This window comes from Streptomyces sp. NPDC047000, from assembly GCF_040644295.1.
Lineage (GTDB): Bacteria > Actinomycetota > Actinomycetes > Streptomycetales > Streptomycetaceae > Streptomyces.
In genome coordinates, this window is sequence record NZ_JBEYWE010000006.1 from 210,035 (window position 1) to 226,212 (window position 16,178).

Consider the following 16,178-nt stretch of genomic DNA (forward strand, 5'->3'; position numbering starts at 1 on the left):
CGCACCCCACGACCTCCCCACCCCCACCCACACCACGTCCCTGAGCGACAAGGAACGGCCATGTCTACGTCTGCCCACTTCACCCGACGCAGCCTGATACGCGGCATCACCGCGGCGACCGCGGTCGCCTCCCTGGCCACCGGGCTCGCCGCCTGCGGTGGCGACAGCGACGCGGCCGCCTCCACCGAGAACGTCACGTCCGGCGAGGTCGTCGTCGGACAGGTCTCCAACGGAGCCGCCCGGCAGACCTCCATCAAGGTCTCCGAGGTGAAGTCCATCAGCGCCGAACTGCCCGCCGCCGTCAGGAAGAGCGGCAAGCTGGAGATTGGCATCGGCGCCCTGCCGGCCGGCTTCGCCCCGCTGGCCTACGTGGGCAGCGACCAGAAGACTCTCACCGGTTCCGAGCCCGACCTCGGCCGCCTGGTCGCCGCGGTCCTCGGTCTCACGCCCGAGGTGAAGAACTCCACCTGGGAGAACCTCTTCGTCGGCATCGACAGCGGCAAGGTCGACGTGGCCTTCTCCAACGTCACCGACACCGAGGAACGCAAGAAGAAGTACGAGTTCGCCTCCTACCGGCAGGACAACCTCGCCTTCATCGTGCCCAAGAAGAGCACCTGGAACTTCGACGGCGACTACGAGAACCTCGCCGGCAGGACGATCGCCGTCGGTTCCGGCACCAACCAGGAGAAGATCCTCCTGGAGTGGAAGGCGAAGCTGGCCAAGGAGGGCAAGAAGCTCACCGTCAAGTACTTCCAGGACAGCAACAGCACCTACCTCGCCCTGTCCAGCGGCAAGGTCGACGCCTCCTTCGGCCCCAACCCGGGCTTCGCCTACCACAACCGCCAGACCGCGGGCACGCCCGCCGCCACCCGCACCGCGGGCACCTACTCCGGCGCCGGCGCCGCCCTACAGGGCCTGATCGCGGCCACCGCGAAGAAGGACAGCGGCCTCGCCGAACCGCTCGCCGACGCCATCAACCACCTGATCAAGAACGGTCAGTACGCCGAGTGGCTCAAGGCCTACAACCTCTCCGACGAGGCCGTCGCCAAGTCCGAGGTCAACCCGCCCGGCCTGCCCCTGGACAACTCCTGACCCGCCCCCCGGCCGGAAACCCCGCCGCCGCCGCGCGGCGGGGCCCGGCCCCGCGCCCCCAGCACCGGAGCCGTCACGCGATGTCCGTCGCCAGCCTCGAAGCCACCTCTTCCCACGTCCTCGACAACCCCGCCTGGGCCGCGCTCACCGGCCCGCACGCCCGCTTCGCCGAACGCGTCGGCCGCGCCGCCCGCTACCCGGCCGACGTGGCCCCCTTCCACGCCGTCACCGACGAGGACGACCCGCGCGCCTGGGCCGACCTGGCCGTGCTCGTCGGCCCCGGCGGCAGCGCCGCGGTACGCGGCGTGGCCGAACCGCCGGACGGCTGGGAGCTCGTCGAGACAGGCCAGGGCGTCCAGCTCGTGGACACCGCGCTGCGGGCGGAGCCGGACCCCGAAGCGGTACGGCTCGGTCCCGCCGACGTACCCGAGATCCTCGACCTGGTCGCCCGCACCCGACCGGGCCCCTATCTGCCCCGCACCGTCGAGCTGGGCACCTACCTGGGCATCCGTCACCGCGGCCGGCTGATCGCGATGGCCGGCGAACGCCTGCACCCGCCGGGCTGGACGGAGATCAGCGCCGTGTGCACCGACCCCGCCCACCGCGGCCGGGGCCTGGCCACGCGTCTGGTCCGCGCGGTCGCGGCCGGCATCAAGGAACGCGGGGAACACCCCTTCCTGCACGCCGCCGCCACCAACACCGACGCCGTCCGGCTGTACGAGTCGATCGGCTTCACCCTGCGCTGCCGCACGGTCTTCTCACTCGTACGGAACACCGGAGCCGCCGCTGCGGAAGACGCGGCATGACCGCGCCGTGGCCCCTGCGGACGGTCGCGGTCCGGACGGTCGCGGTTAGGACGACGGCGGTTAGGACGACGGCGCGTCACCCGACACGGGCGCCCCGTGCCGTCCGCCCGCACTCCCGGCCCCACGCCGGCCCTCGGAGCGTGGCCGACGGCCCCTGCCGCCCCTGACCCCGGCCTCCGGCCGGCGGACCCGACTCGCTCCTCGCCGACAGCCGTTCACCCCGTCCCATCGGGCCGGCTTCCTCGTACGGACCTCCAGGAAGGCATTCATCCGTGTCCCCTTCTCCGCTGCACCTTGCCGTGGCCCTCGACGGCACCGGCTGGCACCCGGCCTCCTGGCGGGAGCAAGTCGCCCGCCCCCGGGACCTGTTCACCGCCGGCTACTGGGCCGACCTGGTCGCCGAGGCCGAGCGCGGTCTGCTCGACTTCGTCACCTTCGAGGACGGACTCGGCCTGCAGTCCTCCCACTACGGCGAGCTCGACGGCCGCACCGACCAGGTCCGCGGCCGCCTCGACGCCGTACTCACCGCGTCCCGTATCGCACCCCTGACCCGGCACATCGGACTGGTGCCGACCGTGATCGCCACCCACACGGAGCCGTTCCACATCTCCAAGGCGATCGCCACCCTCGACCACGTCAGCACCGGACGGGCCGGCCTGCGGGTACAGATCAGCGCCCGCCCGCACGAGGCCGACCACTTCGGCCGCCGGACCTTCCCGCCGCTGGACCTGGACGAGCTCCGCACCCCGGCCGGACAGGAGCGGCTCACCGACCTCTTCGACGAGGCCGCCGATCACGTCGAGGTCGTGCGCCGGCTCTGGGACAGCTGGGAGGACGACGCGGAGATCCGGGACGTGGCCACCGGGCGCTTCGTCGACCGCGACAAGCTGCACCACATCGACTTCGAGGGCCGGTACTTCAGCGTCAGGGGCCCGTCCATCACGCCGCGCCCGCCGCAGGGCCAGCCGCTCGTCACCTCCCTCGCCCACCAGACCGTCCCGTACCGGCTGGTCGCCCGCCAGGCCGACGTCGGGTACGTCACCCCGCACGACGCCGGCCAGGCCCGCGCGATCGTCGCCGAGATCCGCGCCGAGCAGGAGGCGGCCGGGCGCGCCGGTGAACTCGTCCACGTCTTCGGGGACCTGGTGGTCTTCCTCGACGACGAGCAGGCCGCGGCGGAGGACCGCCGGGCACGTCTCGACGCGCTCGCGGGGGAGCCGTACACCGGCGACGCCCGCATCTTCGCCGGTACCCCCGGTCAACTCGCGGACCTGTTGCAGGAGTTCGCGGCAGAGGGGCTGAGCGGGTTCCGGTTGCGGCCCGCCGTCGCCGGGCACGACCTGCCCGCCGTCACCCGGGGCCTGGTGCCCGAACTCCAGCGCCGCGGCGCCTTCCGCACCGCCTACGAGGCCGACACCCTGCGCGGCCTGCTGGGCCTCGTCCGCCCCGCCAACCGCTACTCCGCCGCCTGAGCCGGAAGGACCGCACCGACATGAGCAGCAAGCCGCTGAAGCAGATCCATCTGGCCGCACACTTCCCGGGCGTCAACAACACCACCGTGTGGAGCGACCCGAAAGCCGGCAGCCACATCGAGTTCAGCTCCTTCGCCCACTTCGCACGGACCGCCGAACGCGCCAGGTTCGACTTCCTGTTCCTCGCCGAGGGACTCCGGCTGCGCGAACAGGGCGGCAAGATCTACGACCTGGACGTCGTCGGCCGCCCCGACACCTTCACCGTCCTCGCCGCCCTGGCCGCCGTCACCGAGCACCTCGGTCTGACCGGCACCATCAACTCCACCTTCAACGAGCCCTACGAGGTGGCCCGCCAGTTCGCCGGCCTCGACCACCTCTCCGGCGGACGCGCCGCCTGGAACGTCGTCACCTCCTGGGACGCCTTCACCGGCGAGAACTTCCGCCGCGGCGGTTTTCTCCCGCAGCACGAGCGCTACTCCCGCGCCAAGGAGTTCCTGGCCACCGCGAACGAGCTCTTCGACTCCTGGCACGGCGACGAGATCATCGCCGACCGGGAGACGGGCACCTTCCTGCGGGACGCGAAGGCCGGCTCCTTCGTCCACACCGGCCGACACTTCGACATCCACGGCCAGTTCGACGTCCCACGCTCTCCGCAGGGCCGCCCGGTCATCTTCCAGGCCGGCGACTCGGAGGAGGGCCGCGAGTTCGCCGCCTCCTCCGCCGACGCCATCTTCAGCCGGCACGCCACCCTCGACGCGGGCCGGACGTTCTACACGGACGTCAAGAACCGCCTCGCCAAGTACGGCCGCCGCCATGACCAGTTGCTCATCCTGCCCGCGGCCTCCTTCGCGCTCGCCGACACCGACGCCGAAGCCGAGGAACTCGCCCGCGAGGTGCGCCGCCTCCAGGTCAGCGGGGCCACCGCCCTCAGGCACCTGGAGTTCGTCTGGAACCGGGACCTGTCCTCCTACGACCCGGACGGCCCGCTGCCCGACATCGACCCGGACGTCAGCGACCACCACATCTCCAAGGGCCGCGCCCAGGTACGCATGTACCGCGACCCGCTGGCCACCGCCCGCGAGTGGCGCGAGCTGGCCGAGGCCAACAACTGGTCCATCCGCGACCTGGTCATCCACACCGGCAACCGCCAGACCTTCGTCGGCTCGCCGGGAACCATCGCCCGGACCATCAACGACTTCGTGCAGGCCGACGCCAGTGACGGCTTCATCCTCGTCCCGCACATCACCCCCGGCGGCCTCGACGACTTCGCCGACAAGGTCGTCCCGCTGCTCCAGGAACAGGGCGTCTTCCGCACCGACTACGAGGGCACCACCCTCCGCGACAACCTCGGCCTCGCCCACCCCGACCACGCGCGCGACGAGCGGCGGGCGGCGTCGTGAAGTCCCTCGCGATCACCCTGACCGTGCACCGGCCGGACCCCGTCACCGGGGTGCGGAAGCCGGCGCGCGAGCGCTTCCACGAGGTGGCCGGGAGCGCGCCGCCGACCGGGGACGTCACGGACCCGCCCCCGGACCGGAGCCCCGTGCTTCCGGCCTCACCGATCACCCAGGAGTCCACCCGTGTCTGACCTCTCCCTCGGCGTCCTCGACCTGGTCCCGATCCCGTCCGGCTCGACGGCGGCGGACGCCCTGCGCAACTCCATCGACCTCGCACGGCAGACCGAGCGCTTCGGGTACGCCCGTTACTGGTTCGCCGAGCACCACCTCAATCCCGGCGTGGCGGGCACGTCACCCGCCGTCGTCCTCGCCCTGACCGCATCCGCCACCTCCACCATCCGGCTCGGTTCCGGGGCCGTGCAGCTCGGGCACCGCACGGCGCTGTCCACCGTGGAGGAGTTCGGCCTGCTCGACGCGCTGCACCCGGGCCGCTTCGATCTGGGCCTGGGCCGCTCAGGAGGCCGCCCGCCCGGCCGGCCGGCCGCACCGTCACCGACGGCGACCCCGGTCGTCGACGGCCGCACCCCCAACGGCCTGCTGATCCCGCCCCGCTTCTCCTTCGAGCATCTGCTCGGCTCACCCCGCGTCGCCCTCCAGCGCAGGCTGCTCCTGCTGCCGGGCGCCGAGTCCCAGGACTACGCCGAGCAGATCGACGACATCCTCGCCCTGCTGGCGGGCACCTACCGCTCGCCGGAGGGCGTCGAGGCACACGTCGTGCCGGGGGAGGGCGCCGACGTCGAGGTGTGGATCCTGGGCAGCAGCGGCGGTCAGAGCGCCGAGACGGCCGGGGAGAGGGGGCTGCGGTTCGCGGCGAACTACCACGTCAGCCCGGCCACGGTCCTGGAGGCGGTGGACGGCTACCGGGCCTTCTTCCAACCCTCCGAGTTCCTCGACAAGCCCTACGTCAGCGTCTCGGCGGACGTCGTCGTCGCCGAGGACGACGCCACCGCCCGCGAACTCGCCACCGGCTACGGCCCGTGGGTCCACAGCATCCGCACCGCCGAGGGCGCCATACAGTTTCCGACGCCCCAGGAAGCACGCGCCCGCCCGTGGACCGACGAGGACCGGGCCCTCGTCCAGGACCGCCTCGACACCCGGTTCGTCGGCTCACCCGGCCGGGTCGCCGACCGGCTGGAACAACTGCGGGAGGCCACGGGCGCGGACGAGGTGCTCGTCACGACGATCACCCACGACCACCCGGACCGGGTCCGCTCCTACGAACTCCTCGCGGAGGAATGGCGCCGACGAGGGCACTCCCTCCGGTCGAACTGACCACGGAACGTTCGCGGTCCCCGGCTCGTACCCCGGCCGACGACCTGCCGCCCACCAGAATCCCTAGTTTTCCTATCGAGTTACTAGGAAAATGTTGACGCTGGTCGAAGAGGAGAGTGAGGATGATGAAGCCGACGCGTCACCGCGCACCGCCGCACCCCCACGCCGCCCGGCCGGGCACCGCGTCGTCCTCGGTCCCCTGGAGGAAGACGTCATGACCACAGCACCGGGCCGCAGCGACAACCGTGGCCGCAGCGGCGGTTGCCGCCGCGGCCGCAGTCGTACGAAGCGGGTACGGGCATGACGGTGACGGCGGACGAGGCGACCGGCGCGGGAGCCGCGCGGGCCGACTGGCTGCACATAGCCCGTGAGATGGCGGACGACCTGGCCACGGACGCGGCCGAGCGCGAACAGGCCGGCAAAGCCCCGCTCGACGAGGTCGCACGGCTGCGCGAGTCGGGACTGCTGACCCTGCTGGCGCCGGCCGAGCACGCGGGAGGGGGCGCGGACTGGCGCACGGCCTACGCGGTGGTCCGGACCGTCGCCGCCGCCGACGGGGCCGTCGGCCACCTGCTGGGCAACCACTATTTCCTGTCCCACAGCGCCCGGTTCTTCGCCGGCCCCGCCCGTGCCGCCCGTATCGAGCGGGATGCGGCGGCCGGGCGGTGGTGCTGGGGAGGCGGCATCGCCTCACACGAACCACCGCTCGTCCTGACCCCCACGTCGCGCGGGTATCTGCTGAACGGCCGTCAGAGGTACGCCACCGGGGCCGGGATCGCCGACCGGCTGGTGGTCCGGGCCGCCGAGTACGGCACCGGTGAGCCGTTGGCCGTCCTGGTCGACCCCGCCCGCCCGGGCGTCGTGAGCGGCAGCGGCGGGGACACCTTCGGCCTGCGGCCGGCGGCCGGCGGCGGCGTGGAGTTCGACTCCGCGCCGGTCGCGGCCGGCGATGTGCTCGGCTCCCTCTCACCGGACGAGTGCGTCCTGTCACCTTTCTCCTCCCTGGCAGCGCCGACCGCGCGGCTGGTCTCGGTCCAGTTCTGTCTCGGCGTGGCCGAGGGACTGCTGGCCGAGGTCCGCGAGCACGGAAGGGGCAAGAGGTCCTCCTGGCAGCCCTTCTCGCCCCAGCCCTGGCCCGACGGCCCGCCGCACGATCCGTACGCGCTGACCGCGTACGGCGAGCTCGCCGTTGTCGCACGTGCCGCGTCCGCCCTCGCCGAGCAGGCGGTGGACGCCCTGGTGCGCGGCCTCGCACGGGGCGAGGACGCCGACGACGAGGAGTGCGCGGAGATCGCCATCCTCGCGAGCGTGGCCGAGTCCGCCGCCTCCCGGGCCGCGCAGGAGATCACCACCCGCGCCCTGGACGTCATCGGCCCCGACGGCGCCTCCGCGCGGCACGGCTTCGACCGTTTCTGGCGCAACGCCCGGACCCACACCCTGCGTGAGCCGGTCGCCCACCGGCTGCGCGAGGTCGGGGACTACTTCCTCAACGGCGCGCACCCGCCGTTCACCCTTCCCGCCTGACGGCGAAACCGGTGACAGGCGGACACGGCAGTGAGCGATAATCGGGGCATGCGGATCTCGGCGCGGGCGGACTATGCGGTGCGGGCGGCACTGGAGCTCGCCGCGGCCGGTGACGAGGCCTCGCTCAAGGCCGAGGCGATCGCATCGGCGCAGGGCATCCCGCACAAGTTCCTGGAGGGCATCCTCGGTGACCTGCGCCGGGGCGGTCTCGTGCTGAGCCGGCGCGGCGGCAACGGCGGCTACCGGCTCGCCCGCCCGGCGGCCTCGATCGCCATCGCGGACGTCATCCGCGTGGTGGACGGCCCCCTGGTGTCGGTGCGGGGAGTGCGCCCGCCCGAGCTCGCCTACTGCGGTCCCGCGGAGTCGCTGCTGCCCCTGTGGATCGCGGTGCGCGTCAACGTCCGCAAGATCCTCGGCGAGGTCACCCTGGCCGAGGTGGCCGCGGCCAAGCTGCCCGACGAGGTCCTGAGCCTCGCCGAGAACCCCGAGGCCTGGACGAATCCCTGACGGCGCCGGCCTGAACACCTCCTTTCGCGGGTGACCGGCAGCCCGAGCGGCGCGCCGGTGCCACCCGTCGGCACGAAGCCGAGCCGACCGCGCGAGACGCCGGCCCGGACGCCGCCGGGCAAAGGGCGGCGCACCTACCGTCGGGCGCGTCCGGGCTGAACCCTCCGGTGCGCGGCGGCCGTTGTGCGGTCATGACCGGCACCGACGCCGGTCGTTCCCGAACCGGGGAGGCAGCCCGTGTCCACGCCGCCGAGCACATCACCCGAGGTGTCCGGGCGGTCCCGGCGGGCACGGTCCCGGTCCCGGTCCTGGTCCCGGTTACGTTCCCGGGCGCGGTTCCGTGGGTGCGGGCCGCCCGCTGGCGGCTGCCCTGCTGCCGTTGCCGGAGGGGTTCGAGCCGAACCGTCGTGCGGCCGTGTCCGTCGTGCGGCCGCGGGCGGCAATCGGTCGCCGGTCCGGCGCGCAGGAGGAGACCGACGTCATCAGGTCGTCGGCGCGGATGCCGGACGGCCTGGAGCACGTGGAGCGCCACGCCTGGTCCGCGCTGTCCGCGCTGTCCGCGCAGACTGGTCCGACCGGCCTGTACGACGGTACGACCGCGAACGCGGCGGGCCGGGCCTACCGGGAGGTGAGCTGAAGACGGGCCAGCCTCTCCTCGATCTTCGCGGCGTCCGGGTGACCGGACTCCGCGTAGATCGCCAGGGCCTGCCGCCAGCTGCCGGCGGCCGCCTCCGGTTCGCCGGCGGCCAGCTGCACGTCACCGAGGTGGCCCAGGGTGTGCCCTTCCCCCCACCGGTTGCCGATGTCCCGGTGGGTCGCGAGCGCCTGCCCGTAGCACTCCACCGCGCGGGCACGGTCGCCCCGCCGGTGGTGGACGGTGCCGAGCACGTCGAGTGCGACGCCCTCGACCCACCGGTGGCCGGTGGCGCGCAGGACGTCCAGGGCCTGTTCCAGGCAGCCGGCCGCCTCGTCGAACCGGCCGAGCCGCTGATAGGCGTCGCCCAGGTTGCTCAGGATGATTCCCTCGCTCCAGGTGTTGCCGACGGCCCGGGCGAGGGCCAGCCCACGGCGGCTGTACTCGACGGCCTTGCCGAGCTGTCCGGTATGGAGGTAGGCGTCGCCCAGGTTGGCGACGGCCCGCACCCTGCTGCCCGGTTCCCCGAGTTCCCGCGAGACGGCCAGCGCCTGGTGGAAGTGCTCGATGGCCTCGTCGTAGAGGCCCGCACAGCGCAGCGAGGCGGCCGTGTCCGCGAGGGCCTGCGCCTCGCCGCGGCGGTCGTGGGCGGCCCGGGCGGCGGACAGGCCCGTACGGGTGATGTCGAGCCAGTCCGCCCGGTGGCTGCGGAGGTAGAAGAACCCCCACAGGACGGCGGACAGCCGCCAGGCGATGCCCGGCAGCCCGCACGCGGCGGCCTGGCGGACCGCGCCGACCAGATGGGGCCGTTCGGTCTCGCACCAGTCCAGGGCCTGGTCGCGGGTGCCGAACTCCAGGGGCGCGGGGCAGGCGTCGGGGAGGGGTTCGAGGGCGATGCGGTAACGGTTCGGGGTGATGTACGGGTAGGCGGCGTCCGTGGTGTGCAGGTACCAGGACAGCAGCCGCTCCACCGCCCCCTTCCGGTCCTGCGGTGTCTCCTCGGCGTGGGCCCGTTCGGCGGCGTAGACGCGCAGCAGGTCGTGCAGCGTGTAGCGGCCGGGAAAATGCTCGGTGAGCAGGCGGGCGCGGCTCAGCTCGACCAGCAGGCCCCGGGTCTCCCGCGGGGCGAGCCCGGCGAGAGCGGCCGCGGCGGTCGCGGAGAGGTCCGGGCCGGAGTGCAGGCCCAGCAGCCGGAACAGCCGTGCGGCCGGTGCCGACAGGGCCTCGTACGACGAGGAGAAGACGGTCCGTACGTCGATGCTGGCGTCGTCCCCGACGAAGGCGTCGAGGTTGTCGTCGCTGTCCCGCAGTTCCTCGGCGAGGGCACCGAGCGGGAAGTCGGGGTGGGTGGCGGCACGGGCGGCCACCACGGCGAGGGCCAGCGGCAGCAGGGCGCACCGCGCGATGATCTCGGCCACCGCCTCCGGTTCCCCGGCCAGCCGTCCGGCGCCGAGCCGGCGTGCCAGGAACTCGTACGCCTCGGCGCGCGTCAGCTGGTCCAGGGTCAGCGGGTGCGCCCCCTCGCCGGCGACCAGGCCGGTGAGCTGGTTGCGGCTGGTGACGATGACGAGGCAGCCGGGGGAACCGGGCAGCAGCGGGCGGACCTGCTCGCTGTCGCGGGCGTTGTCCAGCAGGATCAGCACCCGCCGCTCGGTGAGCACGCTGCGGTACAGCGCCGTCTGGGCCTCCAGTCCGTCGGGGAGCCGCTGCGGCGGGACCCCGAGGGAGTCGAGCAGCACCCGGACGGCCTCCTCCGGGGACATGACCGAGCCGGTCGGATGGAAACCGCGCAGGTTGACGTAGAGCTGTCCGTCCGGGAAGCGGTCGGCGACCTGGTGGGCCAGGTGCACGGCGAGGGCGGTCTTGCCGACACCGGCCATACCGCCGATCGCGCTGATCATCAGCGTGGACGCGGCACTCCCGTCGAGGGGCAGCAGGGCCTGGGCCCGCTCCAGTTCGGCGTGCCGACCGCTGAAGGTGGGGAGGTCGGAGGGGAGTTGGGCGAGAGGCGGCAGATAACCGGAACGGCCGGTGGGGTGGCGGCCGGGCGGGTTGTCGGGCTGGGGGAGGTCAGGGGTCCTGCTGTCGGGCCGTGGGGCGGGATGGGCGGTGAGGGTGGGCCGGTCCGCGGGGTGTGAGGGCGCGGTGGTGGTGGGGGTACGGGCGGGCTCGTCGGCGGGATGCGGCGCGCGGCGGTCCGGCTGAGCGCTGTCCGGGACCGGTGGGACCGGCGGGACGGGCGACGGGTCCGGCTCCGGGCGCCGCCGGGGCCGGTGGTCAGGGGGCGGGGCGGGGGCCGACGGCGTGGTGTTCGCCAGGATCCGCGCATGCAGGTCCCGCAGGGCCGCGCCGGGTTCGATGCCCAGTTCCGTCACCAGGGTGACGCGGGTCCGGCGGTAGAGCGCCAGTGCCTCGGCCTGTCTTCCGGAGCGGTGGAGGGCCAGCATCAGCAGCCGGCACAGTTCCTCCCGCAGCGGGTGCTCACCGGTCAGCGACATCAGCTCCGGTATCACCCGGGCGTGCCGGCCGAGCCGGACATCGAGGTCGAGGAGCGTCTCCAGCGCGTTCAGCCGCTCCTCGGCCAGGCGGGAGCGCTGGGCTTCGGCCAGCGGGCCGGGCAGGCCCGCCAGCGCCACGCCCCGCCACTCGCCGAGCGCGTCACGGAGGAGTTCCGCGGCGGCGGACTCGTTCCCGGCGGCGGACGTCCTCGCCGCGTCCGCGACCCGTCGCTCGAACAGGGCGAGGTCCAGGGACTCCTCCGGTACCCGGGCCCGGTACCCGTCCTGCACCGAGACGATCGTCCGCGGCGGGTCCGCCGGGCCCCGGCCGGGCTCCAGCACCTTGCGCAGGCGCGAGACGTAGGTGCGCAGGACGGACACGGCGGCCGGCGGCGGCTCGACGCCCCATACGGCGTCGATGAGTTCCGCCACCGTGGCGGGGTGCCCCCGGCGCAGCAGCAGCACGGCGAGCACCGCCCGTTGCTGCGGCGGACCGAGGCCGAGCTCCCGGTCCGCGTGCCAGGCCCTGACCGGGCCCAGTACGGAGAAACGTACGTCGGTGATGTTCGCTGCCGAGCTCGCTGCGGTCACTCTGAGGACTGTAGTGACATTCTCTGTATCTATGTTGCTCCGGTATCGAACTGTTTCCTTCCGGCGACCGCTGAGGCACACGGGAACCCGCGGTTCATACCGCGAACTTGACGGCCTCCAGCCACAGGTCGTTGCTGAGGGTGCCGCCGGAGGTGTAGTCGGGGCGTGGATCGGCGCAGCCGAGCTGCTCCCAGCCGTCGCCGTGGACGTCGGCGAGCCGGCGAATCCGTTCGCGGCTGCCGATGTCGATGTCCTCACCGTCGACGGCTGCGGCTGTGGTTTTGGGCCCTTGCTCCACCAGCCCGCTCGAACCGTCGGGGGGACGTGTTCAGGCCGCGTCGGGCGGCGGGCCGAAGGGGTCCACGGAGTCGACGGGCGGGGGCTGCTTGCCCCGATGGGCGCCGGGCCTGCATCCCGCGAACGGACCCTGCGGGTCCCGGAGCGAGGTCATCACCGGCCCCAGGAAGTCCCGGTGCCAGGAGGCCGGCCCCGTCATCCCCCCTCCGGGGCCGGTCAGTTCACCCCAGGCCAGCCACAGGGCATGCAACTGGGCCACCGCCTCGTGGTGTTCCCACCACCGGGAGCACCAAGGGGCGCTGGAGGTGACCTCCCTGCCGTACACCGGCAGGAGCACCTTGTGCACCCACAGGGTCAACCGCCGCAGCGTCTGCCCGTATTCGGGTTCCTGGAGGTAGAGGATGAACCTTGGCGGGGCGGGGACCCGGGGCTCGGGGACCGCTTCGTTCTGATCATCCGTTGCGGTGGCCTCGGACGTCTTGGTGGTCATGGTGGGCCGTCCTTCCTCCGTCATCCGGTCACGGTGAAGACGAAACGCGCCGATGCCGGGAGCGGTTCAACTCCGTGCGCATGAATCGCCCCTCCAAGGTCGCCCGTGCCGCCGCCCGGACTCTGCCCGTGAGGACCGACAGGAGGCGCAGGCCCTGCGCGTGCCGCTCCGATCGGGTTGAACCGGAGGTATGCGCCAGCCGTTGTGGCTCCGTGGAACGCTCGCCGTCTTGAAGGGGAGGAACCGACTATGGCCGAATTCGACGAGGAAGGGTATCGCCGAGACAGGGCCGATGTAATTCGCAGGGCGAGGGATCGCGGTCTGTACGGAGATCCCGAGTTCAAGAATGTCCTCGATGCTGTCCTTCTCCATATTTGGCAGGAAGGGATGAGCGTCGCGAGGGGTGAGGTGCCCGGACCGGCGGCCACGGACGCCGTCAATGAACTCGTCGAGCAGTTCAAAAAGAGGAACGCTTTTCACGTAAAGCACGACTGGTGGGGGAGAAATCAGGGTCGCCGTGACTTCCGTGCGCTGCGTACCGCAGTCGCGCGACAAGCCAGAAAGAACCTCTACCTGTGGTCGAAGGTCGAGCCGGGGCCGGCGGCGAAGAAGGCCGGGGATCAGCCCATCCTGGAGACGACGGTGCCGGGATGGATGTTCAACGGGAAGAACTTCGGAAACGAGAAATGGTCGGACGCCCCCACGATGCAGGACATGTGGACGGGCTTCTCGAAGGCGTACGTGGAGGGTGCGGAGGGGCCGGTCACCGGCGTGGTGCTCGGTGGACTCGTGCCCAACAGTGTGCTGACCTCGGTCGAGTGGCCGCACCTCAGGCCGAAGATCGAGTCGGGTGAGGTCCCGTTCCTGCGCCTCCATATCGTGGACATCGAGGGTGTATCGAATGACTCGCGAACTTGGACGCTGAAGACGGACCGCTACGTCGAAATCCACTCGCAGAACTCGTTCGACAATGCCGCCCACGTGGGTGATGACCCGGAGTACTGGAGCGACCAGCAACGCTGGCACAATCGACAAGCCCTGGAGCGAAGTGTGACGGTCTCGTCTTCGGGTAACTGTACGCTCGAAGACCTCGAACGGGCCTTCACCAACCCCAACCAGCTGGTCCTCATGTCGAACGGCGGCCCGGGAATTCTCTCGGAGAGCCCCGACGAGCTCTCCAGGGTCACGACCGAGCTCTCCAAACTGGACAGCCAAGCTCTCCGAAACATGCGGCAATCCGTGGCGTTGTCCGCCCAACCCGGCAATGCCCAACCCAGCAACGCCGAGCAGTACGCGGCAGCCGCGACGCTGGATTACAAGCTCAGCCAACTCGCCGCGGAGCGTGCCCGCAAGGGCAGTGCCGCCACGGCACAGTCCCTCTCCCACGCCGATTCGCAAGGCGACGTCCGTGCGCTGGCCGCAGCCATGGCGAACACGACCATGTCGGATGCTTCCCCCTACGCCGGCTACTCCGCCGGGTCCTCCTATGCCGGGTACGCGGCGGGGTCTTCCTCTGCCGGGTACGCGGCGGGGTCCTCCTATGCCGGCTACTCCGCTGGGTCCTCCTATGCCGGGTACGCGGCGGGATCTTCCTCTGCCGACGCCACGACGGATGGGTACGCCTCGCCGGTCGACGCGGGGAACTACAGCCCCCCGGGGTACAACCAGTCCGCACCGAGGGCCGGTTCGGACGGATCGGGAGAATCGCAGTTCGGCTATGAGCTGGCTCGGGTCCCGCATGTCTCCAACCAGCCGGTCCGCCCCGAGGCGCCGTCGCGATCGGGCGGCAAGAAGAGGCGGTAGCGCTCCGCCCTCACCACCACGACGCTCCCGGCCGGACGCGGTACGTCCGGCCGGGAGCGTCGTGCCGCGTCGGCCACGCCGAGGGCTCAGCGGGTGTCCGGTCGTACCGCCCCCAGGATCTGCATCGATCCCGCGTCCGACACGTACACCCACCGGCCCGGACGCGGCGCCGAGATGATCTTGCCGTGGCCGATGTAGAGGGCGACATGGCTGGCGTCGGCGAAGTAGATGATCAGGTCGCCGGGGCGCATCCGGGAGACGGGGACGTGGGGGAGGCGGGCCCACTGCTCCTCCGAGGTGCGCGGGATGACGACGCCCGCGTGCAGCCAGGCCTGGGAGGTCAGGCCCGAGCAGTCGAAGGAGTCGGGACCCTCGGCGCCCCAGACATACGGCTTGCCGATCTGCCGGGTGGCGTACGCGATGGCCTTGCGGCCGGCCGCGCTCGCCCGGGTGCCGACCTGCTTGAGGATGCCGGTGCCCACCCAGGCGGCCTGGGCCTTGTTCTGGGCCTGCCGCTCCAGTTCGGCGAGGCGGCGGCGTTCCTTCGCCCGCAGCCGTGACTGCAGTGCGAGGGCGGCTGTGATGCGCTCCTCGATCTTGGTGCGGTTCCCGTCCATGGTGCGGCGGCTCGCCCGGAGGGCGCTGAGTTCGGTGGTGGCCTCGGCGGTGCGCGTGCGCAGGGCCTTGCGGGCCGTCTTCAGCGCCGTCAGCCGCTGCTGGGTGCCCCGCTGGGCCTGTCCGGCCAACGCGGCGTCGTCCAGGGCGTTCTCGGGTTCGGGGGAGAGCGCGAACTGGACCTCGGCCGGGAGTCCGCCGCTGCGGTACTGGGCGCGGGCCGTCGCGCCGAGGAGGTCCTTGAGCCGCGCTTCCCGCTGTTCGGCCCGTTTCACCTGGGCGTTCAGCGCGTCCACCCTCTTCTTCTGTGCTTTGGCCTTCTCGTCGGCGGCGTTGTACTTGCCGGTGGCCACCTCGGCCTGGTGGTAGAGGTCGTCCAGTTGTCTGCGCACCCCGTCGAGGGTGGTGGGGGCCGGGCCGGGGGCCGCGAGGGCGGGCGACTGGGTCGCCGCCGTGAGGGCGCACAGCAGGGTGAGGGCCGCCGCCGTCCGGTGGCGGGGTGCGCGTGAGATCCGTGTCATGCCGTCCGACGCTCCCTTCGCAGCCGGCCTGGTGACGGCTTCGCCCACACAACGGAGGTGCGGCACGCAGTGGTTCAACAGCGGGTGGGGGGTGAACCGGGGGTGGGCCGGTGGCCGTTGTGATTTGTCGCGGGACCCCCGCCGGTGACGGGCACCGTGAAAGGAACGGGAAAGAAGAGGACAAGGGGACGGGATGGAAGTCGAGTTGGTACTGCCGGCGCTGTGCACGGGGTTCGGTGCCGGCTGTCTGCTGCTGGCCGTCCGCGCGGTCCTGGCGGTCGTCCGGCTGTGGGTACGCGGCCTGCGCGTGACGGGCGTCGTCACCGAACGCACGCCGGCCGACCGGCGGCGCGGCGGGCTCGTGGTGTTCTCCGACCACCTCGGGCGTGACCTCGTCCTCGATCCCGGCGCCTACGCGACGCTGTGCGGGCTGCCGCCGGTCGGCCGTACCGTGCCCGTGGTCTACGCACAGGAGCGGCCCGCGGCGGCCCGGCTGTGGACCCTGCGGCATCTGCTCGCCCCGTCGTTCGGGTGGTTCCTGTCCTCGACCGTCGCGTTCGGTACGGCCGTGGTGGTGACGCCGTGACGCCGTGACACCG

Annotated in this window: 15 protein-coding genes; 11 read left to right on the forward strand and 4 right to left on the reverse strand. The window is 72.3% G+C overall.

Annotated elements, in window-relative coordinates; all coding sequences use genetic code 11:
• Positions 1–60: 60 nt before the first annotated feature.
• The 9 genes from ABZ862_RS13150 to ABZ862_RS13190 all read left to right on the forward strand — a co-directional run bounded on the left by ABZ862_RS13150 (position 61) and on the right by ABZ862_RS13190 (position 8,767).
• Entirely contained in the window at positions 61–1,092 is a 1,032-nt protein-coding gene (locus tag ABZ862_RS13150) for an ABC transporter substrate-binding protein (RefSeq protein WP_360956464.1), read from the forward strand.
• Positions 1,093–1,172: 80 nt separating this feature from the next.
• Complete coding sequence (locus ABZ862_RS13155) at positions 1,173–1,898, forward strand: GNAT family N-acetyltransferase (RefSeq protein ID WP_360956466.1); 726 nt, start codon at positions 1,173–1,175, stop codon at positions 1,896–1,898.
• 272 nt (positions 1,899–2,170) lie between these two features.
• Positions 2,171–3,370 (forward strand): LLM class flavin-dependent oxidoreductase, encoded by a 1,200-nt coding sequence (locus tag ABZ862_RS13160; protein WP_360956468.1) that lies wholly within the window; start codon positions 2,171–2,173, stop codon positions 3,368–3,370.
• Positions 3,371–3,390: 20 nt separating this feature from the next.
• A complete protein-coding gene (locus ABZ862_RS13165; protein WP_360956470.1) occupies positions 3,391–4,770 on the forward strand; it encodes an NtaA/DmoA family FMN-dependent monooxygenase in 1,380 nt (459 codons plus the stop codon).
• Entirely contained in the window at positions 4,767–4,958 is a 192-nt protein-coding gene (locus ABZ862_RS13170; RefSeq protein WP_360956696.1) for a hypothetical protein, read from the forward strand. Before ABZ862_RS13165 ends, ABZ862_RS13170 begins: the two co-directional genes overlap by 4 nt.
• Positions 4,951–6,099 (forward strand): LLM class flavin-dependent oxidoreductase, encoded by a 1,149-nt coding sequence (locus ABZ862_RS13175; protein WP_360956472.1) that lies wholly within the window; start codon positions 4,951–4,953, stop codon positions 6,097–6,099. Before ABZ862_RS13170 ends, ABZ862_RS13175 begins: the two co-directional genes overlap by 8 nt.
• 300 nt (positions 6,100–6,399) lie before the next feature.
• A complete protein-coding gene (locus ABZ862_RS13180; RefSeq protein WP_360956474.1) occupies positions 6,400–7,623 on the forward strand; it encodes an acyl-CoA dehydrogenase family protein in 1,224 nt (407 codons plus the stop codon).
• 48 nt (positions 7,624–7,671) lie between these two features.
• Complete coding sequence (locus tag ABZ862_RS13185; RefSeq protein WP_360956476.1) at positions 7,672–8,130, forward strand: Rrf2 family transcriptional regulator; 459 nt, start codon at positions 7,672–7,674, stop codon at positions 8,128–8,130.
• A 415-nt stretch (positions 8,131–8,545) separates the two neighbouring features.
• A complete protein-coding gene (locus ABZ862_RS13190; RefSeq protein ID WP_360956478.1) occupies positions 8,546–8,767 on the forward strand; it encodes a hypothetical protein in 222 nt (73 codons plus the stop codon).
• Here the strand turns inward: ABZ862_RS13190 and ABZ862_RS13195 are convergent.
• The 3 genes from ABZ862_RS13195 to ABZ862_RS13205 all read right to left on the reverse strand — a co-directional run bounded on the left by ABZ862_RS13195 (position 8,749) and on the right by ABZ862_RS13205 (position 12,640).
• A complete protein-coding gene (locus tag ABZ862_RS13195; protein ID WP_360956480.1) occupies positions 8,749–11,853 on the reverse strand; it encodes a BTAD domain-containing putative transcriptional regulator in 3,105 nt (1,034 codons plus the stop codon). The two genes, ABZ862_RS13190 and ABZ862_RS13195, sit on opposite strands and share 19 nt — an antisense overlap.
• A 94-nt stretch (positions 11,854–11,947) precedes the next feature.
• Complete coding sequence (locus ABZ862_RS13200; RefSeq protein WP_360956482.1) at positions 11,948–12,151, reverse strand: hypothetical protein; 204 nt, start codon at positions 12,149–12,151, stop codon at positions 11,948–11,950.
• 30 nt (positions 12,152–12,181) lie between these two features.
• Complete coding sequence (locus ABZ862_RS13205; protein WP_360956484.1) at positions 12,182–12,640, reverse strand: DUF4913 domain-containing protein; 459 nt, start codon at positions 12,638–12,640, stop codon at positions 12,182–12,184.
• Between the two features lie 249 nt (positions 12,641–12,889).
• Between ABZ862_RS13205 and ABZ862_RS13210 the strand changes: the two genes are divergently transcribed.
• The gene (locus ABZ862_RS13210; protein ID WP_360956486.1) at positions 12,890–14,443 is read left to right on the forward strand and encodes a hypothetical protein; all 1,554 of its coding nucleotides are present in this window, start codon (positions 12,890–12,892) and stop codon (positions 14,441–14,443) included.
• Between the two features lie 86 nt (positions 14,444–14,529).
• On the opposite strand, the gene ABZ862_RS13215 is transcribed toward ABZ862_RS13210, so the two are convergent.
• Positions 14,530–15,579, reverse strand: coding sequence for an NlpC/P60 family protein (locus ABZ862_RS13215; RefSeq protein ID WP_360956488.1), 1,050 nt, complete (start codon positions 15,577–15,579; stop codon positions 14,530–14,532).
• A 193-nt stretch (positions 15,580–15,772) separates the two neighbouring features.
• Here ABZ862_RS13215 and ABZ862_RS13220 point away from each other — a divergent pair, with 193 nt between their 5' ends.
• Positions 15,773–16,165, forward strand: a complete 393-nt coding sequence (locus ABZ862_RS13220) for a hypothetical protein (RefSeq protein ID WP_360956490.1) — start codon at positions 15,773–15,775, stop codon at positions 16,163–16,165.
• The last annotated feature ends 13 nt before the right edge of the window (positions 16,166–16,178 follow it).

Excerpts from the sequence above, each read along its gene's own strand:
- ABZ862_RS13215 (WP_360956488.1), bottom strand. The coding sequence starts at position 15,579 with ATGACACGGATCTCACGCGCACCCCGCCACCGGACGGCGGCGGCCCTC.
- ABZ862_RS13205 (WP_360956484.1), bottom strand. The coding sequence starts at position 12,640 with ATGACCACCAAGACGTCCGAGGCCACCGCAACGGATGATCAGAACGAA.
- ABZ862_RS13150 (WP_360956464.1), top strand. The coding sequence starts at position 61 with ATGTCTACGTCTGCCCACTTCACCCGACGCAGCCTGATACGCGGCATC.
- ABZ862_RS13210 (WP_360956486.1), top strand. The coding sequence starts at position 12,890 with ATGGCCGAATTCGACGAGGAAGGGTATCGCCGAGACAGGGCCGATGTA.
- ABZ862_RS13185 (WP_360956476.1), top strand. The coding sequence starts at position 7,672 with ATGCGGATCTCGGCGCGGGCGGACTATGCGGTGCGGGCGGCACTGGAG.
- ABZ862_RS13220 (WP_360956490.1), top strand. The coding sequence starts at position 15,773 with ATGGAAGTCGAGTTGGTACTGCCGGCGCTGTGCACGGGGTTCGGTGCC.
- ABZ862_RS13165 (WP_360956470.1), top strand. The coding sequence starts at position 3,391 with ATGAGCAGCAAGCCGCTGAAGCAGATCCATCTGGCCGCACACTTCCCG.
- ABZ862_RS13180 (WP_360956474.1), top strand. The coding sequence starts at position 6,400 with ATGACGGTGACGGCGGACGAGGCGACCGGCGCGGGAGCCGCGCGGGCC.
- ABZ862_RS13155 (WP_360956466.1), top strand. The coding sequence starts at position 1,173 with ATGTCCGTCGCCAGCCTCGAAGCCACCTCTTCCCACGTCCTCGACAAC.